This is a genomic window from Hyalangium versicolor, assembly GCF_020103695.1.
Classification (GTDB): Bacteria; Myxococcota; Myxococcia; order Myxococcales; family Myxococcaceae; genus Hyalangium; species Hyalangium versicolor.
Genome location: NZ_JAHXBF010000026.1, coordinates 104431 through 120930 on the forward strand (window position 1 = coordinate 104431; position 16500 = coordinate 120930).

Here is a 16500-nt window from a genome sequence, read left to right on the forward strand (position 1 = left end):
GGGGCATGGGGGAGGGGGCCCGCTGGTAGCCAGATGTCAGGAAAACCTGACAAGGCAGGGGGTGTCCGGAGGGCACCGGGGGCAGGCCCTGCCGGGCTGCCGGATTTGCGCGAGCGAGAGCCTTGCGCGTGACAGAGTCCGGCGCATGCACATGCGCTCCACGCTCGTCCTGCTCGGGCTGATTGCCTCGGCCTGCGCTACCTCGTCTCCCACCGCAGGCTCCAGCTCCGCAGCCATTCCCGCGACCGCTCCGCAGTCGTCCGAGGATGCGCGCTTCACCGCGTTCCTGGAGGAGGAGTGGCAGTGGACGCTGAAGGATTCGCCGCTCTTCGCCACCGTCGTGGGCGACGAGCGCTACAACGACCAGCTGGATGACCAGTCCATCGAGGCCATCGAGCGCCGCAAGCAGCACTTCCGCGAGCGGCTCGAGCGGCTGAAGGGCATTGACCGCGCGAAGCTCTCGGAGGCCCACCAGCTCGACTACGAGCTCTACCGCCTGGACACGGAGAACATCGTCGAGGGCCAGCGCTTCCCCGAGGAGTACCTGCAGATCAGCCAGCTCGGGGGCATCCACGACACGATGGCGCAGTTCGCGCAGATGGTGCCCAAGCGCAACGCGAAGGACTACGGGGACTTCGTGAAGCGGCTGCGGGCCGTGCCGGTGTCGGTGGACCAGGCGATTGCGTTGCTGCGCAAGGGCCTGGAGGCCCACGTGACGCCGCCTCGGGTGACGCTGAGGGACGTGGCAGGCCTCATCCAGAACCAGATTGTGGAGGCTCCCGAGAAGAGCCCCATCTACCAGGCAGCCTTCCAGGGGTTCCCTCCCTCGCTGGGCACGGAGGAGGCGCGGCTGCGCTCGGAGGTGGCCGCCGCCATTCGCGAGGCAGTGGTGCCCGCCTATCGCAAGCTCCACACCTTCTTTGTGAACGAGTACCTGCCGCACACCCGTGAGCCGCTGGCGATGTCTGCGTTGCCGGATGGCCAGGCCTGGTACGCGTTCCGGGTGAAGGACATGACCACCACGGACCTCGCTCCCGAGGCCATCCACCAATTGGGATTGTCAGAGGTGGCGCGCATCCGGGCGGAGATGGAGAAGGTGAAGGCGCAGGCGAAGTTCCAGGGCTCGCTGGCGGAGTTCAAGAAGTTCCTGTTCACGGACAAGCGCTTCATTTTCAGCTCGCGCCAGGCGCTGCTGATGACCTACCGGGATGTGGCCAAGCGGTTGGATCCGGAGCTGCCCAAGTTGTTCGGCACGCTGCCTCGGCTGCCGTATGGCGTGCGCCCGGTGCCTGAGTTCTCGGAGAAGACGGTGCCTGCGGGCTACTACAACCCGGGCTCGCTCGAGGCGGGCCGGGCCGGCTCCTTCTTCGTGAACGCTTATGATCTGCCCTCCCGGCCCTCCTGGCAGGTGGATGCGCTGGTGCTCCACGAGGCCGTGCCGGGCCACCATTTCCAGATCGCGCTCGCGCAGGAATTGGGGGACGTGCCCGCGTTCCGTCGCTACGGCGGCTATGGGGCCTATGTGGAGGGCTGGGGCCTCTACGCGGAGTCGCTCGGCGAGGAGCTCGGGGTGTACCAGGATCCGTACTCGAAGTTCGGCGGACTGGCCTCGGAGATGCTGCGCGCCGTCCGGCTCGTGGTGGACACGGGGCTCCACTCGAAGGGGTGGACGCGCGATCAGGCCATTGCGTACTTCCGGGAGAACTCCGGTGAGACCGAGAACGACATCATCGTCGAGGTGGACCGGTACATCGTCAACCCGGGGCAGGCGCTCTGCTACAAGCTCGGCGCGCTGAAGATCCAGGAGCTGCGTGCCTATGCCGCTCGCGAGCTGGGCTCGCGTTTCAACGTGCGCCGCTTCCATGACCAGGTTCTCGGGGCCGGCGCGCTGCCCCTGCCCATCCTGGAGTCCCGCCTGAAGGCCTGGGTGGCTCGGGAGAAGGCGGGATGAATCACATGACGGGCTCGGAGGCGCGTGCTGGGGACATCTACAGAGGACTGCCGGTGGGTTTCATCCTCTGGTTCACCGGGCTGTCCGGCGCTGGCAAGAGCACTCTCGCCAGTGCCATCCAGAGCCGGCTGCGGATGACACGCCCGGTGGAAGTCCTGGATGGTGACGAGGTCCGCACCTTCCTCTCTCGCGGGCTCGGGTACTCGAAGCCGGACCGCAATGAGAACATCAGTCGCATCGGCTATGTCGCCCGCCTCCTCGCGCGTCACCGCGTGGCCGTCATCGTCGCGGCCATCTCTCCCTACCGCGAGTCCCGTGACGAAGTCCGGCAGTTGGCCATGGAGCAGGGGATTCCCTTCGTCGAAGTCTATGTGCAGGCTCGCCTCGAGACGCTCATCCGGCGCGACGTGAAGGGGCTCTACAGGAGGGCCCTGTCCGGAGAGATCCAGAACTTCACCGGTATCTCGGACCCTTATGAGTCCCCCGAGTCTCCCGAACTGGTGCTCCACACCGACAGTGAGCCAGTGAACGAGAGCGTGGCGCGCATCCTGGATGCTTTGCGCACGCGCGGTCTGATCGCGCCTGATTGAGCCCTCGGAACCGGGGGGGCTTCGTTCAGCGCTCCTGTCGGAGGAGTTGTTCGAGCTCCACTGTGAGCTTCCCCAGCAAGGCCGGATCGGCTGCGTCTCCTCCATATCGGGCCTGGCGGTAGCGGGCGATGAACGCCTCGGCCAGAGCTCCGGCCCGATCTCCCCGCGCCGTGCGCAGGCGATTCAGCAGCTCCTCATCGGTCTCGGTGGGGGCTGGCACGAGGTTGGCCCCCCGCTTCATCGCGCGCAAGTAGCGCGCATAGGCGGCTGCCAGGCCTGGATCCGTTCCGCGCATCGCCGCTCGAGCCTTGGGGACACGCTCGCGCCGGTACCGCTTCACCAGCCGCCATGCCACCCCCACTCCCACCACGAGCCACGTGAGCGGGAAGCTCACCACCGCAAGCAATGCCTCCAACGGAGAGTCCAACAGGCGCTCCGTCCATCGGCGGAAACCAGAGCTGAAGGCCTGCCAGGCGGCGCTCCAGGTGCTGATTGCCGCCTGTGCATCCAGCGGCTCGCGGCTGCGCCAGGGGGTCGGATCAAAGGCGACGAAGCGCCCCTCCTCCGGGAGGTAGACCTCCACCCAGGCATGTGCGTCCCGATCGCGAATCAGGAAGGCCTCCGAGAAGGGATTCTTCTCCTGGGGCACGAAGCCTCCGGCCATGCGCGCCGGGATGTCCAGGCTCCTCAAGAGCGCCGCCATGGCGCTCGCGAAGTAGGTGCACCACGCGGGACGCCGCTCGCGGATGAGGATGGCCAGCGGGCTGCCCTCGCCACTCAGATCCACCGACAGTGAGTACTCGTAGTTCTCACGGAACCATAGCTCCAGCGCCTCGGCCCGGGCCCGAGGCGTGGTGGCGCCACGCGTGAGTTCCAGGGCCATGGGGCGCAGCTCGGCCCGCAGCGCCTCGGGGAGTGCCGTGAGGCGGGCGTCGGGAGGTGGCTCCTCGGGAAGTTGTTCGCGTTGCTCGTGACGAAGGGTGAGGGTGACTCCCTTTCTGCCGTCCCCGCGGAGCATCCAGCCGCCCTGCACCTTGGGCGTCGCGCCCGCGATCGAGCGAATCCCCGCGGGAGCCGGCAGGTAGGGACGAAGCGCCTGCAGCAGGGTGAGTTCGGTCGAGCGCAGCGGTTCTTGGGGCCTCGGCGGAGTCAAGGCCAGCTGGGTCTGCTCGAGTTCTTGTGAGGTTTTCCAACGGGTGCCATCGAACGTGTCGAACACGGACGTCCGAAGCCGCTCCGGCCGGTCGCCTCGCAGCTCCATCACGAGCTGCCCGGCACCCGACATCCGGCCCTGCCGCTCGAGTGAGATCTCCGACTGCATGGCCACGCCCGAGAGCCGCGGGGCGCTCTGCACCATCCGGAAGAGCGTATCCGTCAGCACGCCCTGACTGGCGCGCAGGAAGCGCATCATTCCGAAGCTGGCTCCCATCAGCACCAGCACGAAGACGCCAAAGGCGACGCCTCCCGCCAGGCCCGCATGTCCCATGCGCCCGCGCATGAATATGAGCACCAGCAGGCTGAGGGCTACGACCAGGATGCCCACGAACACCGCGTTGGATCCCCTCACCGCCGTGCTCAGCGCCGACAACAGCAGGGCATAGGTGAGGGCATACATCCGCCGCCCGCAGAGGGCACAGAGGGTGGTCAGCCCCACCAGGGCCCCGCACAGCGGGCCCATGATGAGCGGAGAGATGGGGCCGAGCGTCGGCCACATGCCGCTCATGACCGCTCCCACCGTGCCTCCCACGACGCCCGAGATCAACAGCAGCCGCGACGAGTACGGAGGCTGCCTGCCCAGCATCGACAGGACGACCAGTAGGAGCGCGGCGGGCCCGCACATCAGCCAGCGATCGTGCGCCACCGCGTTGAAGGCCAGCGCGGCGAGCACCGGCAGCAATTCGACTCCCCGTTCGACGCGGGAGACCGGGGCGGCGGGCTCGCTCATGGCAGCTCCACCACCTCATCCGGGGCAAGCCCCTCGGGCCGACGGTCCGGCCGCACCGAGAGCACCCGCACGGCCACTCCGTGCGCCTTCAGCTTCCGGATCAGCCCGGCTCGCTCTTCATCCCAGTCCATCATCACGAGGACCACGGCGGAGAGCTTCCCGGCCTCGGGGAGCAACGCGGCCTCCAGCGCGTTCATGTCCAGCCGATCCTCGGCCTCGAGGCAGGCAAGGATCTCCAGGATGTGCTCGAAGTGCGCCAGGGCCCGACCCGCCTGGAAGTGGAACACCTGCGAGCCGGCCGCGAAGATGTCGATGATGTACTCCTGGCGCGCGAGCACGTCGGCGATGCCCGCTGCCAGCGAGAGGCTGCGCTCGAACAGCGCGTCATCCCGAGCTGTGCGCGCCTCCACGTCCAGCACCATGGCCAGCCGGACGAAGTACTCCTCCTGATACTCCTTCACCACCAGTCGCCCCGTCCTCGCCAGCGAGGGCCAGTGGATGTCCCGCATGCGATCCCCTTCGCGCCACTCGCGGGTGCCGGCCAGCTCGGTGGACTCACCCACGCTCGAGGCGGTGGGGATGCCGCCCGGCTGGTAGTTGCGCCCGTGCGGAACCTCGAAGCGCTCCAGCGGGGTGAAGCGCGGGTAGACCAGGAGCCGCTCCTTCCCTGGCGCCCGGCGCGGCCATTTCACCAACGCGGACGGAAAGAAGCTGGCGGCCTGCAGCCACGGCAGCTCGTAGGCTCCGCGCGTGGTGCACTCCAGCGACAGGTTCACCTCTGCCTGCTCGCCGGGCGCCAACTGCTCGAGCACCGGTGGTTCGCCCGTGGGCTTCAGTTCGGGAGGCAGGTTGCGCTCCTCCACCACCACCTTGCGCGCGGGCCGGGAGCCTCGGTTCTCGACCACCACCCGGTAGAGGAGTGTGTCCCCCGCAGACACGGGCGGCGGCATGCGCCGGGACAGGGCGAGCCGAGGCCGGAAGGGCAGGCCAACCACGATGGCGCCCAGCAGCATCCCGGAGCAGAAGGAGAAGAAGGTCATCGCCGGCGGGAGCCCCCACAGCATCATCAGCGCCGCGGCGCCCGTGCCCCACAGCGTCGCTTGCCCGAGCGGCGTGAGCCACGCCCGGTAACGGTCGCTCAGGTACCGGAGGAGGCGATGCTCCTCCGCGGGCATGAAGAAGGACCAGCGGCGGCGACGAGCCATGGCGGGCGGCCTAGCGGGGCAGGGGAACGGCGGAGACGATGTCTCGGGTGAGCGCCTGCTTGTCTGTACCCGCGTACCGCGCTCGGGTGTCCAGCACCAGGCGGTGGGTCAGCACGGGCACGGCCAGCGCCTTGAGATCCTCCGGCAGGACGAAGTCCCGGCCATTCGCCAGCGCTCGGGCCCGGGCCATGCGCGCATAGAGGAGCGCCCCGCGCGTGGATACCCCGAGCCGGACGCTGGCATGGCCTCGCGTGGCGTGGACGACACGCAGCAGGTAGTCCGCCACGGAGCCCTCCATTCGCACCTCCTCCACCGCTCGTTGCAGCGCCACCACCTCCTCCAGCGTGCACACCGTCTCCAACTGGGAGACGGGCTGTGGGCCCCGCTGCTCGGTGAGCAGGGCACGCTCCTCGGCCTCGGGCGGGTAGCCGAGCGACAGCTGCGCGGCGAAGCGATCCAGCGAGGCCTCCGGCAGGGGATAGGTGCCGTGGAACTCCACCGGGTTCTGCGTGGCGATGCAGAGGAACGGTGAGGGCAGGGAGCGCGTCTCCCCATCCACCGTCACCTGCTGCTCCGAGAGCCCCTCCAGCAGCGCGGACTGGGTGCGCGGGGAGGCGCGGTTGATCTCGTCGGCGATCAGCACGTTGGCGAAGATGGGCCCGGGCTTGAAGCGGAAGCTGCCGTCCTGAGGGTTGAAGAGGGAGGTGCCGACGATGTCCGTGGGCAGCAGGTCCGGCGTGAACTGAACCCGCTTGAATACTCCGCCGATGCTGAGCGCCAGGGCCTTGGCCAGGGTGGTCTTCCCCGTACCGGGCACGTCCTCCAGCAGCACATGCCCGCCTGCCGCAACGCAGCAGAGGAGCAATTCCAGGGCCTCTCGCTTGCCGCGGATGGCCTTCTCCAGGTTGCCCAGCAGCCTCGCGAGGAGGGTGCGAGCCCTGTCAGTCTGCTCGGCGCTCGGAGAGGAAGGGACCGGGACGGTGGCCATGCGCATGGGGACAGCGTATCAGCGCGCCTCTTCTTCCGAGAAAGCCCCCCCGCCCGCGCCTCGTGACAAAACCCCCGCCTCCGAGGGATATCTTGAAAAAACCTAAGGGGGCAGCACCTTGCGGAAGATCCTGTGCTTTCTGGGAGTCATTGCATTCCTGCTGAGCGCTTGCGACGACGATGGGACCTATGTCGCCGCCGTGGCGGAGGCTCCCGCCGTGGCGCGTGTAGTCCCTGGGGGCAGTGGGACGTTGTCCCTGTCCCTGCGCAATGACGGTACCGCGACGTGGAAGCCTGGGGAGGTGAAGCTGGTCCTCCGGGATCAGCCGGAATGGGGCGGTACGCTGGCGCTCGCGAAGAAGACGAAGCCGGGCGAGGTGGCCACCTTCCAGGGAAACGTCACCGCTCCGGGGCAGCCCGGGCTCCACACGCTGAAGTGGACGCCCCAGAACAAGGACACCTCCTTTGAGAGCTCCATCGAGGTGCAGGTCGAGTTGACGTGCTCCGACGGCATCTTCTGCAACGGCGAGGAGCGCTTCGCCAATGGCAAGTGTGTCCCGAGTGTGTCGCCGTGCGAGGACAGCACGGCCTGCACCCAGGACTCCTGTGACGAGGCGAAGAAGACCTGCCTGCACACGCCCTCGGGCGCGTGCGCCGTGTGCGAGGCGGGCCCCTCCTGCACTCCCGATTGTGATGGCAAGCAGTGTGGAGATGACTCGTGCGGAGGGCAGTGTGGCTCCTGTCCGTCGGGCGAGAGCTGCGCGCAGGCGATCTTCCAGTGCAAGCCGGACACGCAGCCGGGAACCTGCCGCTCGCCGCTGCCGCTCCTGGCGGATGGAGTGCCCTTCGTTGGCGACCACTCCATCGATGGCGATACCTCGGGAGGAGTCCATCAGCTGGTGCCCTCCTGCAACAGCACCAGCACGGCGGTGGAGACCGTCTATACCTTCACCCTCACCGAGCGGCTCGGACTGGAGGCGCGCGTGTCCGGCTACGACACGGTGCTGCACCTGCGCAAGAAGCGCACCGCGGACGGCGCGGCGGACTGCCTGGACAACACGCCCGCGAAGACGGTGGCGTGCAGCGATGACTCGTCGCCTCCGGGTGATTACGGCTCGCGCATCACCGTGGCGCTGGACCCGGGAACCTACTACCTCATCGTCGACGGCTTCGATGCCAGCAACTTCGGGCCCTTTACGTTGAGCGTCCGCTTCGCCAAGGAGGGCTGCGTGCCCAAGTGCGACGGCGTGTACTGCGGCGGAAGTGACGGCTGTGGCGGCAACTGCGGCGTCTGTGGAGACGGGCTGTCCTGCGTGAAGGGCCGCTGCCTGCCGAGCCCCTGCATCCCCCAGTGCGATGGGAAGGAATGTGGGGATGACGGGTGCGGAGGGCAGTGCGGCTTCTGTCCCGGCGAGAAGCTGTGCGTCGTAGCTACCGGCACGTGTGACACGTTCGCGGCCTGCGATCATCTGAAGCCCACGTGCTCGCCTGGGTGCAGCGCGGCGGAGTTCTGTGGCTCGGACTGCGCGTGCCACCTGGTGGGCGGGGATATGCCGGATCTGGTCGTGGACGAGAAGCGCCTGAGGGACGAGATCCTCTTCGACACCGTCTACGTCACCGAGAACTCCTGCGCGAAGGTGGAGGAGTGCGTGACAGGTGTCGGGGAGCGCCGGGTGCTGCGCTTCAGCGTGGAGGCGATCAACCAGGGTACCGCGACGCTCAACGTGCCGCCCCCGGCGAACCGGCCGGACCTCTTCACGTTCTCGCCGTGCCATGGGCACTTCCACTTCAGCGGCTTCGCCTCGTACGCGCTGCTGGACAAGGAAGGGCACACGGTGCTCACCGGCCGCAAGCAGGCCTACTGCATGGAGGACACGCAGCGTGTGGCCGCGGGGCCCAAGGTGGCGTGCTCCAAGGAGTACACCTGTGACAACCAGGGCATCCAGCGCGGCTGGTCCGACCTCTACGGCAACACGCTGGATTGCCAGTGGCTGGACATCACCGACGTGACTCCGGGGGACTACCAGCTCCAGGTCTCGCTCAACCCCGCGCGAGCGTTCCAGGAAGAGACGCTCGACAACAACGTCGCCACCGTCCCGGTGACCATCCCCGCGCCGTAGTCCGGGGACAAGTGTCATAGTGTTCAATTGACACTTTGGGCGAGGTGGTCCAAGAATGGGGAATGACCACCTCGAAGCCCGCCGACACCGCCACGCGCCTGGAGCGCGCCCTGCTCTCGCTGGATGGACTCTCCGTGGGAGATGCCTTCGGCGAGCGCTTCTTCCTGCCTCCGGGTGTCGTCCAGTCGGTGATCCGGGAGCGCACGGTGCCCCGTGCGCCCTGGGGCTACACGGATGACACGGAGATGGCGCTCGGCATCCTCCAAGTGCTGGAGGAGCACGGGCGCATCGATCAGGACGCACTGGCGCAGGTGTTCGCGGCCCGCTACCGGCTGAACCCCTATCGGGGGTACGGCGGGACGGCCCAGGAGATCCTTCGGGAGATCCACGAGGGGGCGCCGTGGCGCAGGGTCTCCTCGCAGGTCTTCGATGGCACCGGCTCCAAGGGCAATGGAGGAGCCATGCGCGTGGCTCCGCTGGGCGCCTGGTTCGCGGACGATCTGGGCAGGGTGGTGGTCGAGGCCCGGGCCTCCGCGGAGGTGACGCACTTCAACCCGGACGGTCAGGCGGGGGCCATCGCCATTGCCGTGGCGGCTGCGTGGGCCTGTCAGTGGCAGGAGCAGCGCTCCGCCCCGGATCAGCTCTTCGAGGTGGTGCTGGACCACACGCCGCCCGGAGCCACTCGCCGAGGGCTGGAGCGCGCGCGAGCCCTGCCACTGGAGTCCTCGCCCGTATCGGCGGCGAAGGAGCTGGGCAGCGGCTCGCGAGTCATCTCCGAGGACACGGTTCCCTTCGCCGTGTGGTGCGCGGCCCGCCACCTGGGCCAGTACGAGGAGGCGCTCTGGTCCACGGTCTCCGGCCTGGGAGATCGCGACACCACGTGCGCCATCGTGGGAGGCATCGTCGCGCTGAGCGCGGGGCGAGACTCCATCCCCGCGGCCTGGCTGGAGGCTCGTGAGCGCCTCCAGCGGAAGGCCTGAGCCCTCACCTCAGGGGCGCTGGCCGCGCTCCTCCATCACCTCCAGCGCACGCACGCGCCCGCGGTGCAGCGAGCTCTTCACCGTGCCCTCGGGGATGCGCAGCACCTGGGCGATTTCCGGGTAGCTGAAGCCGCGCACCTCACGCAGCCACAGCACCTGGCGCTGCAGCTCGCTTACCTCGTGCAGCGCGGCGCTGAAGTGCCGGTGCATCTCCTCGCCCACGGCTTGCGTCTCGGGCGAGGCGGGCTCCTGCGGCTCGTGGCTCAGCCGCTCGCGGCGCTTGCGCGCCCGGAGCCAGTTGATGCTGCTGTTCACCATCACCCGGTGCAGCCACGTCGTCCACGCCGCTCGCCCGTTGAAGCCCTCGGGCTTCCGAGCCAGCCGCGTGAACACGTCCTGCACCACATCCTCCGCATCATCCGCGTCTCCGACGATGCGTCGTGCGATGGCCAATGCCCGTGTGCGATGTTCACGGTAGAGCTGCGAGATAGGGGGTAGCCCGGCGACACCGGCGACCATGACATGCCTCCTCTGGCCCCCGCATAAGGGGCTCAAGGCCTGAAACGCTCGAAGGGCTCAGAGGATCTATTTTCGTTGCCGCACTGCGTGATGTCGGTGAGGCGCCTACTCCATCTCCTCGTCGCTCTTCGTCAGGCCCCACTCCCTGAGACGCTTGAAGAGCGTGGATCGTGCCAGCCCGAGTTCCTTGGCCACCTTTTCCTTGTTGTTGTGGTGGCGGCGCAGGGTGTTCACGACGATCTGGCGCTGCACCATCTCCATCATCCGCTCGAGATCGGTGTTGGCGGGGAAGTCGATGGAGAGGTTGGTGGAATTGACGAGCCCCTGGCTGTACTCGTCGTCGAAGGAGATGTCGGGCGCGTCGATCTTCGGGCCCTTGCGCAGCAGCAGGGCACGATGGACCACGTTGCGCAGCTCGCGGATGTTGCCCGGCCAGGGGTGCTCCTTGAGCTTGTCCTCGGCAGCCTGGGTGAGCTTCACCACCTGGCCTCGAGGGGCGTAGGCGCGCACGAAGTGATCGGCCAGCAGGGACAGGTCTCCCATCCGGTTGCGCAGGGGCGGGAGGACCAGGGGAATGACGCAGAGCCGGTAGTACAGATCCTCACGGAACTTGCCCTCGCGCACGTGGGTGAGCAGGTCCCGGTTCGTCGCGGCGATGACGCGCACGTCCACATGGGAGGGACGGCTGGCTCCCACGCGTTTGATCTCCCCGCTCTCCAGGGCGCGCAGCAGCTTGGCCTGCAGGTCCAGCGACAGCTCACCGATCTCGTCCAGGAAGAGGGTTCCGCCGTTGGCCTCCTCGAAGGCACCCTTGCGCGAGGCGTTGGCTCCCGTGAAGGCGCCCTTCTCGTGGCCGAACAGCTCGCTCTCGATGAGCTCCTTGGAGATGGCGGCGCAGTTGACGGGGATGAAGGACTGATCGGCTCGGGTGGAGCAGACGTGCAGCGCCTTGGCGACCAACTCCTTGCCGGTGCCGGACTCGCCGAGGATGGTCACCGCCGCGGAGGAGGGCGCCACCCGCTCGATGAGTTCGACGAGGTTCCGCACGGACGCATCGTTGCCAATGAGGCCGTGGAAGGACGAGTCCTGCGCGCCCTGGGGCACCGACTCGAGGATGAGCTCCGTCTCGCCGACGCGCAGGGTGGAGTTGAGCGGGAGTTCCACCTCGAAGATGCGCACGCTGCCCAGGAACGTGCCGTTGGTGGAGTTCAGATCCACCACGTGGAAGAAGCCGTCCTTGCGCGTCACCTTGAGGTGCCGGTTGGAGATGAAGCGATCCTGGACGACGAGGCCGTTGGCCGGATCCTTGCCGATGGTGAAGCTGTCGGTGGTGATCTCGTGGATCAACTCGGTGGTGCCCTGCTTGATGCGCACCTGTGCTGGCTGGGACTCCGAGTCCTGGAGATCCTTGGCCTGCACATCCGTGCGCCTGCCCACGCCGGTGGGGCCCTCGCGGTCGGTGCTGTTGCGCTCGCGGAACACCGCGCGCCACTGGCCCAGGGTGATGTCCGCTCCGTCCGGCAGCTCGGTACGCTTCACCTGCTTGCCGGCGACGTACGTGCCCTTGCCGGAGAGATCCTCGAGGTGGCACGTCTTTCCGTCATAGAGGAGTGCTGCCTGCTGCCGGCTGACCTCGGGATCGGGGATGACGACGTCGCTCCGCTCCCCACGTCCCAGGACGACGCGCTCCTTGTCTACCGCGAACCTGAGCACTTCCTCGCCACGTCGAAAGAACACCAACTCCGGCATGCCGGCCTCCTGCTGTGGGACGTGAGGCGGCTTTACACGACAGAGCGAGGCTCTATCAACTTCTCAACTCAATAGGTCGGAAGAAAACCATCCGCCGGAACGGGTAGGGTGGAGTTGGAAGCGAATTACCTGCCGCCCGTGGACTGCCAGGGGAACAGGTAGCGCAGGGGGATGTGCACCCGCGCTGCCCACGAGGCCTCATGGTGCCGGCCTCCCTTGTCCTCGTAGTAGTAGAGATCCTTGCCCTGCTCGTAGCCCCGCGCCTTCAGCACATCCCTCATGTGCTTCGTCGGCGTGAGCGGATCCCGATTCGTGCCCGCATCGATATAGAACTTCACTGGGACCTTCTCCGGAGCCGCCTCCATCTGGCGGACCAGATCCATCCCATTCCACATGAACGAGCTCGAGAGGCAGGCCACCTTCGAGAACACGCCCGGGTAGCGCATCCCCAGGTAGAACGAGACGAGCCCTCCCAGCGACGAGCCCATCAGCGCCGTATCCTCTCGGCCCGGCAACGTCCGGAAGTGGCTGTCCACCCATGGCTTCACGGTCTCGACCAGGAAGCGCCCGTAGAGGTCCGCGCCTCCCGTCCGACCGTTGGGATGGCCCGGCGTGTACTCGAAGAGCCGGCTCGGGCCCACGTTGTACACGCCGACGATGATGACCTCGTCCATCAGCCCTTGAGTCACGAGCGAGTGGCTCGTCCGGTCCGCGCCCCAGGACACTCCGGCGAACGAGGCGGAGTCCTCGAAGGCGTTCTGCCCGTCGTGCATGTAGAGCACCGGGTAGCGCTTCTGCCGGTTCTCCTCGTAGCTTGGCGGCAGGGAGATGACGAGCGTGCGCCGGTTGTCCAACTGGGGCGAGTAGAAGTCGTGCTCCTTCCGCAGCGTGCCTACCGGTGGCCCGAAGAACGGGAAGACATCCACCGTGGAGCCCTCCTGGAACCGGTAGTTGCCTCCCACGGACCAGCCGTGGTCATCCAAGAGCGGTTTGAACTCCAGCCTGCGCGCGGACTTCCGCCAGACGTAGGTCCAGACGTGCTCCTGCACTCCCTGGGCGTCCTGCCCGGTGCTCCAGGTCAGCGGTGACGTGCTGCCGCGCACGGTGATGCGGCGGCCCCAGCCTGCGTCGTAGTGGATCCGGATGATCGATTCAGACACGAGAACTCCTCATGTCTGGCCCACATAACCGCGCGCGTGACGCAACGCTTCTGGAAAGAAAGGAGCCGGAAATCCGGCAAAACCATTTCAGCGCTTCGGCTGGAAGGAGAGCTTCCCGAGCGAGCCGCTCAGCCGACCCGAGCGGAACTTCGGATCCTCCTTGTCCGGCGGGAGGATGGACAGGCCCAGGCCGGCCGTGCCGAGCGCCTTCACCAACTCGGGCTCGACGCGAATCTTCACGTCCATGGCCGGCTCGCTGTACTGGATGCGCTTGGCCAGCTTCACCGTGCCGGTGCCGCGGATCTCCAGCTGATCGCTGCCCAGCTTCAGCGCATCCACCGTGCCCTGTCCCTTCTCGAAGCGGATCTGCGCCGTCAGCTCGCCCACGGGAATCTGCGGCAGGCCACCGGGGAACAACAGGGCCACGGGGCTGCCCTTGCTCGACACGCCCACGCCCTCCACGCTCCCCTTGAGCAGCAGGTTCTGCCCATCCAGCAGCAGCTCTCCGTCCGCCTGGGACAGATCCGGCTCACCGGCCTTCCCATTGGCGCCCGGCGGCGTCGGCAGGGTGAGGTTCAGCGACCCGCTCAGCGAGCCCTCCAGATCCAGCCCCGTGAAGCCCTTCAGGTTGCTCTGCGAGGGATCCAGCTTGCTCAGCTTCATGCTGACCTTGTCCCCGCGAGACGAGGCGTTGCCGGAGATCTGTCCTCCCAGCACGTCGGCCTGGAAGGCCACTCCCAGCGGGAAGAGGGTAGGGCGGATGAACAGGGTGTCGATGACGAACGACTCTCCCAACTCCGCCGGCGCCAGCATGCGCGACGCGGCCGGATCCGTGGACAGCAGCGCTGCCGTCGTCTCCTGGCTGAGCGGCTCGGGGGGCTGGCTGATGCGCACGTTCTTGGCCGTCAGCCCGACGAAGCCGGGCCGCAGCGTGTCGATGCGCACCACGTAGCCCGCCTTCAGCATCTCGGAGGTGATGCGAGCGCGCAGGGCTCCGTATGGGAACGTGAGGAAGAAGCACAGCACGAGCGCGAACACAGAGAACGCGACGTAACCGACGACAACCTTCCAAAGGGCGGTTTTTCTCTGAGTGGCCATGGCTTCAAGGCTGCTGCTGCGGCTGCTTCAACTTGTAGGTGGCGACGGTGGCCCACGCCGTCAGGGAATCGGAGGCCGGTCGCGGCTCGATGCGCAGGTACTTCACCTTGACGATCCCCGGTCCGCTCTCCACGGAACGCAGGAAGTCGGTGAGCTTGCGCAGATCCACATCCGTGAAGGTCAGCTCCATGCTGCTCTCGACGATCTTCCCATCGCCGATGCCCATGTCTCCCTTGGGCGTCATGTTGGGCGCGTCCAAGCCGGCCGCGGTGGCCTTGTCCGAGATGTAGCTCAGCAGCCGCACGTCATTGGTGGACAACTGCTGCTCCACGGCGTTCCGCGCCGCGGTGGCCTCGTTGTAGCTGGCGGCCAACTGGTTCACCTGCTGCAGGCTCGCCAGCTTCTCCTGGGTCCGGTTCCGGTGCCGGTCCTCGCTGTTGGAGAACGAGTACAGCGTGATGAAGATGGCGAAGACGAACACGGCCACGGCGGTCGCGATGACCAGCCGCTTCTCGCGGGCGCTCAGCGCATCGAAGCGCGGCCGCACCGTGTCGTTGAGGAAGCGCTGAATCCGGAAAGGGTTGGCGATGGCCATCTCTAGCTCTCCTCTCCCGTCTGCTGCTCAGGGCACTGCACCTGGATGTCCAGACGGAAGCTCACCTTGGAACCATCCCGCGTCTTCTCCACCTTGCCCGGGCTCACTTCCTTGAAGCAGCGGTGCCCCTTGAGCGCCGTCGTCAAGGTGTCGATCTCCTTGGAGCTGTTCGTCTCTCCCTGGAGCACGATGCGCTGCAGATCGATCTGGATGCGATCCAGCTTCACGGGCAGCTCGGCCGGCACCCGCTGCGTCACCTCCGCCAACAGGTTGACCGCGCTCAGCTTCGGCAGCGCGGCGGCCGGGCTCTCCACGCCCTTCAACATATTGAGGGCGCGATCGTAGTTCGTCTCGCAGTTGCCGAGGATGCGCTTGGTCGTGGTGCACAGCTCGGCATCCACCTGGGCCTCCCGGCGAGCGAGCAGGGAGTTGCGCACCACGCCGCTGGCGATGAGCATCAGCAGGAAGCTGATGGCGAAGGCGGCGAGCATCCACACCCGGTCCTTCATGTACTCGTCGAAGTCGCCCTTGAAGCCGAACTCGCCCCGGCGCAGGTTGAAGCGCGGCGCCTTGGAGCCCGAGGCCTGTCCGCGCAGTGCCAGCGAGTACGCCTGGGCCGCCGAGGGCTGCGCCTCCACGGGCACCGCCGAGCTCGCCTCGTTGGGGAGCACCAGCACCCGCGTCTTCAGGTGCAGATCCCGCTCGAGCTGCTCGGCGATCCCCTTCAGCCGGGACGTGCCTCCACACAGCATCACGGCGCCCACCTGCCTGCGGGTGCGGGCGGTGAAGGCCTTGAACGTGGGGCGCAACTCGCGCAGCACTGGCTGCAGGCCGCGCACGAAGGCCGCGGCGGCGCGCTCCGAGTCCGGCCCCTGGGCGGCGGCCACGCTTGCCATCGCCCCGTACGTCTCCTTCCACTGGTGGGCCTCGGCCAGCGGCGTCTGGAATTCGGCGGACAGCGCCCGGCTCAGGTCCTTGCCTCCACCGGCGAAGGTGCGGGCGAACTCCACGCCCAGACCCGGACGGCCAATGGCCACCGTGGTGCGCTCGTGGCCGATGTCCACCACCGCCACCGCCTCGGCCTCGATGAGGTCGTCGAACACCGAGGGCGTTTGGAGGAAGAGGTTCTGGTACGTCACGCCCGGGTGGGTGATGACGCGCGGATCCAGCTCCAGCTCGGTGAGCAGCCCCATCAGCCAGGTCAGCTCCTCCTTGCGCACCACGCCCACCAGCAGGTCGCTGCTCACCTTCTCCTTCTGGCTCACCACCTGGTAGTCGTAGACGGCGTCGGACAGATCAAAGGGCAGCTGGCTCTCCACCTCGAAGGGCAGCGCCGCCTCGATCCGCCGCGGATCCACGAAGGGCATGGTGAAGGCGTGCGTCATCAGCGCTGGCCCGGGCAGGGCGACGATGACCTGATCGGCCGCCAGTGGGTGCTGGGTAAGCAGCTCCTTCACCGCGGCGCGCAGCGTCTCCGTGCGCTCACCCTCGGCGCGGCGCACCTCGGCGTAGACCTTGGTGGTGTGGCTGCGGATGTTCGACTCGAACAGGACTCCCTTGACGGAGTAGCTGCCCAGGTCGAGGCCAAGAATGCGGGCCAT

Annotated in this window: 13 protein-coding genes; 4 read left to right on the plus strand and 9 right to left on the minus strand. The window is 67.4% G+C overall.

Features of this window, described 5'->3' with window-relative positions:
* Window positions 1-145 precede the first annotated feature (145 nt).
* Together KY501_RS41335 and cysC are read left to right on the plus strand one after the other, a co-directional pair.
* Window positions 146-1951 carry a DUF885 domain-containing protein gene (locus tag KY501_RS41335; protein ID WP_224369444.1) on the plus strand — a complete coding sequence of 602 codons (1806 nt, stop codon included), beginning with the start codon at window positions 146-148 and terminating at the stop codon, window positions 1949-1951.
* Window positions 1948-2541 carry an adenylyl-sulfate kinase gene (gene cysC / locus KY501_RS41340; RefSeq protein WP_373691707.1) on the plus strand — a complete coding sequence of 198 codons (594 nt, stop codon included), beginning with the start codon at window positions 1948-1950 and terminating at the stop codon, window positions 2539-2541. The genes KY501_RS41335 and cysC overlap by 4 nt, the downstream gene beginning before the upstream one ends.
* A 25-nt stretch (window positions 2542-2566) precedes the next feature.
* On the opposite strand, the gene KY501_RS41345 is transcribed toward cysC, so the two are convergent.
* From KY501_RS41345 to KY501_RS41355, 3 genes are read right to left on the minus strand one after another with little or no spacing between them, the layout of a single operon-like run.
* The gene (locus KY501_RS41345) at window positions 2567-4486 is read right to left on the minus strand and encodes a transglutaminase TgpA family protein (protein WP_224369446.1); all 1920 of its coding nucleotides are present in this window, start codon (window positions 4484-4486) and stop codon (window positions 2567-2569) included.
* On the minus strand, window positions 4483-5691 hold the full coding sequence (locus KY501_RS41350; RefSeq protein ID WP_224369448.1) for a DUF58 domain-containing protein: 1209 nt from the start codon (window positions 5689-5691) through the stop codon (window positions 4483-4485). Before KY501_RS41350 ends, KY501_RS41345 begins: the two co-directional genes overlap by 4 nt.
* 10 nt (window positions 5692-5701) lie before the next feature.
* Window positions 5702-6685, minus strand: a complete 984-nt coding sequence (locus KY501_RS41355; protein ID WP_224369450.1) for an AAA family ATPase — start codon at window positions 6683-6685, stop codon at window positions 5702-5704.
* 112 nt (window positions 6686-6797) lie between these two features.
* Here KY501_RS41355 and KY501_RS41360 point away from each other — a divergent pair, with 112 nt between their 5' ends.
* Window positions 6798-8798, plus strand: a complete 2001-nt coding sequence (locus KY501_RS41360) for a lysyl oxidase family protein (RefSeq protein WP_224369452.1) — start codon at window positions 6798-6800, stop codon at window positions 8796-8798.
* Window positions 8799-8860: 62 nt separating this feature from the next.
* Entirely contained in the window at window positions 8861-9778 is a 918-nt protein-coding gene (locus KY501_RS41365) for an ADP-ribosylglycohydrolase family protein (RefSeq protein ID WP_224369454.1), read from the plus strand.
* Between the two features lie 9 nt (window positions 9779-9787).
* Here the strand turns inward: KY501_RS41365 and KY501_RS41370 are convergent, their stop codons facing one another.
* From KY501_RS41370 to pilM, 6 genes are all read right to left on the minus strand, one after another.
* A complete protein-coding gene (locus KY501_RS41370) occupies window positions 9788-10297 on the minus strand; it encodes an RNA polymerase sigma factor (RefSeq protein WP_224369456.1) in 510 nt (169 codons plus the stop codon).
* 105 nt (window positions 10298-10402) lie between these two features.
* Window positions 10403-12046: a sigma 54-interacting transcriptional regulator gene (locus KY501_RS41375; RefSeq protein ID WP_224369464.1), complete on the minus strand. Its 1644-nt coding sequence runs from the start codon at window positions 12044-12046 to the stop codon at window positions 10403-10405.
* Between the two features lie 125 nt (window positions 12047-12171).
* Window positions 12172-13206 carry an alpha/beta hydrolase gene (locus KY501_RS41380; RefSeq protein WP_224369465.1) on the minus strand — a complete coding sequence of 345 codons (1035 nt, stop codon included), beginning with the start codon at window positions 13204-13206 and terminating at the stop codon, window positions 12172-12174.
* An 87-nt stretch (window positions 13207-13293) separates the two neighbouring features.
* Complete coding sequence (gspN, locus tag KY501_RS41385; RefSeq protein ID WP_224369467.1) at window positions 13294-14304, minus strand: type II secretion system protein GspN; 1011 nt, start codon at window positions 14302-14304, stop codon at window positions 13294-13296.
* A gap of 4 nt (window positions 14305-14308) precedes the next feature.
* Window positions 14309-14899 carry a type II secretion system protein M gene (locus KY501_RS41390; RefSeq protein ID WP_224369470.1) on the minus strand — a complete coding sequence of 197 codons (591 nt, stop codon included), beginning with the start codon at window positions 14897-14899 and terminating at the stop codon, window positions 14309-14311.
* A 2-nt stretch (window positions 14900-14901) separates the two neighbouring features.
* Window positions 14902-16500, minus strand: coding sequence for a pilus assembly protein PilM (gene pilM / locus KY501_RS41395; protein WP_224369472.1), 1599 nt, complete (start codon window positions 16498-16500; stop codon window positions 14902-14904).